The organism is Hyella patelloides LEGE 07179, assembly GCF_900659865.1.
In the GTDB taxonomy this organism is placed as follows: domain Bacteria; phylum Cyanobacteriota; class Cyanobacteriia; order Cyanobacteriales; family Xenococcaceae; genus Hyella; species Hyella patelloides.
On sequence record NZ_LR214257.1, the window covers coordinates 1 to 2,205 of the forward strand.

Genomic DNA, 2,205 nt, shown 5'->3' on the forward strand with positions numbered 1-2,205 from the left:
CCTTCCCCTTGCTCCAACCATTCTCGAAACTCCCAAGCCAGTAAAACTGAAGCTACCTCATGACGAACTAGTTGAGGATTGTTAGGTAAAAATCTTTTGGGATGAGCCTCTTTAATCTTGGCACGAACAACTCCTTGAAAATGATTGTTAGCTTTACCCCAATCGTGAATATAAGCAGCTAGACGGGCTGTAGCTCTTAGTTCTGGTAAACTAATAGAAAGCCCAAATTGTTCTATGGTGCGTTCGCCTAAAACATCCATCAAAGTAGAGACAGCATTAACTACATCTGCTGTATGCCCGACTAAGCTATAAGAACCTTTCCACTTACCAGGTTCAAATGATTTGGCTAGCAATAAATTGGGCTTTAAAACTGGTGCTTGTTTCACGCTTGCACCTCCGAACAAGGATAGAACCAGCCACAACCAAAATGTTTTCTACCACCTAATCCATAACACTGCAATTTAATTGAATCCTCCTCGTTTAGGTTTTCTACAACCACACCAAAACCCATGACATTTTTCTGTTTAATCCGTAGAGAGCGGACAGCTAAATCACCATCAGAATTACTATCAATAAAAGCTTTCCCACTAATTTCTAGGCGTAAGAGTGCTTTTTTACAGGATTCCAAAAAATAAACAGGGGCTTCATGAATATCCCATTTTTCAAACTTAAAAGTAACCAATCGAGCTTTTAAAATTTCGCTAGGTTCTAACAAACATAATCTAGGTTGAACTAAACGAATTAAATTTCCTCTGATATCTAATACCTGATTTTGAAACAAGCGATACCATTGTTGTGCCTGTTCAGAAGGACATCTCAAACGCAGGCGAGATGAACGATTGAGATAGATTAGTCCTTTTCTATCTGGTACTCCAGGGATACTGGATAAAATCACTTCAGGAGGAAAGTTTTGAATGTCTGTATTGTTTAAATCTTTCTTTTTAGACTCTTCTGAAACTATATTTTTTAGGGCAGAATACAAAGCATATCCATGATCTGCTGGCAATGTCTTACCCCTTAAGGCGAATTGAATTTCCAAAAAATTCATTGTTTTAATCCTTGTTGATAATTACTATTCATAGCTTCTATTTCTCTTTGCACCATCTCCACCAACTCTGGCGGACTTTTAACAATTGCACCTTTGCCATAACCCAACACCCAACGCTTGATATCATTTAATCCACTGACAGACATCTGCAAAGTTAATGAACCGTCTTGGTGCTTAATTAATTCTTGGGAAGGATGCCAACGCCGTTCGCTAACAAACGGAGCAGTCGCAGTATCAAACCAAATCTCTACAGGTTGAGGAACGTCACCTACTTCATGCTGAAAAATCATTGCTAGATGACCCAAGCCGTCAAAATCAGGTCTGACTGTAAATTCTTCCTCTAATACTTTTAGACTCCGAATACGGTCGATGCGAAACCAGCGCACCTCCTGACGTTTATGACAAAAACCAATTACATAAGGATTTGTCCCCCGATATATATGCAGTAAATAGGGATCGAGTTGACGCTCACTCGATGCATTACGACTGGCAGTGAAATATTCCATCCAGACAGATTTCAACTTTTTGCAAGCTTTTTCTAACTTATGCCAGATTTCAGGGTCAAGGTTAATCGATGCTCCAGGACTAAATAAAATTTTTTCATCAGCTATCTTTTGTAAATCTACCCAAGTTGCTTCGGGTAATCTTTCACTCAGACGTGCGATCGCAGAACGCAATTCATTGATGTAAGCACTACCAGAATAATTCTCTAACATTCTTGCTCCCAGAGTTAAAGCAAATAATTCTCCTTGAGATAGAGAAATACTGGGTAATCGCCAATCAGGAGCGGTGTAATGCCAGCCCTTGTTTTTTTGATATTCGAGAGGTGCTAAGAAACGATCTCGCAAAAAATCTAAATCGCTTCTAATAGTGCGATCGCTTACTTCCAGAGCCTCAGCCAAACTCTTTTGAGTTTGTCTAACACCAGAACGCAGTAGCGAATCGAGCTTCAGTAATCTTTCTAAGTGACGAGACACGAGCAATTCTCAGATAAAGTTAGTCAATCATAAGCCAGTTACCTGGAAAAAACACTTCCACCTAGCATTAAAGATAACCGTGACTTAAATTCCTCGTAATGGGTGAAATCAACTAAATCATCATGATGAGCAAGCTGGGCAGGGCAAACGCATCTAAATTTCAAAAGCTAGACAGAAAAA

General features: G+C 39.5%; 3 protein-coding genes. All 3 read right to left on the reverse strand.

The window, feature by feature from the left end:
- Positions 1-386, reverse strand: a 386-nt coding sequence (locus H1P_RS32870; RefSeq protein ID WP_144875630.1) for a CRISPR-associated endonuclease Cas3'', incomplete at its 3' end; no start/stop codon positions are given.
- Positions 383-1,048 carry a type I-MYXAN CRISPR-associated protein Cas6/Cmx6 gene (gene cas6, locus H1P_RS32875; RefSeq protein ID WP_144875632.1) on the reverse strand — a complete coding sequence of 222 codons (666 nt, stop codon included), beginning with the start codon at positions 1,046-1,048 and terminating at the stop codon, positions 383-385. The genes H1P_RS32870 and cas6, both read right to left, overlap by 4 nt.
- A complete protein-coding gene (locus H1P_RS32880; RefSeq protein WP_144875634.1) occupies positions 1,045-2,025 on the reverse strand; it encodes a helix-turn-helix transcriptional regulator in 981 nt (326 codons plus the stop codon). The genes cas6 and H1P_RS32880 overlap by 4 nt, the downstream gene beginning before the upstream one ends.
- Positions 2,026-2,205 lie beyond the last annotated feature (180 nt).

What these genes read in the sequence shown, in the direction of transcription:
- cas6 (WP_144875632.1), bottom strand. Translation starts at nt 1,048, where the DNA reads ATGAATTTTTTGGAAATTCAATTCGCCTTAAGGGGTAAGACATTGCCA.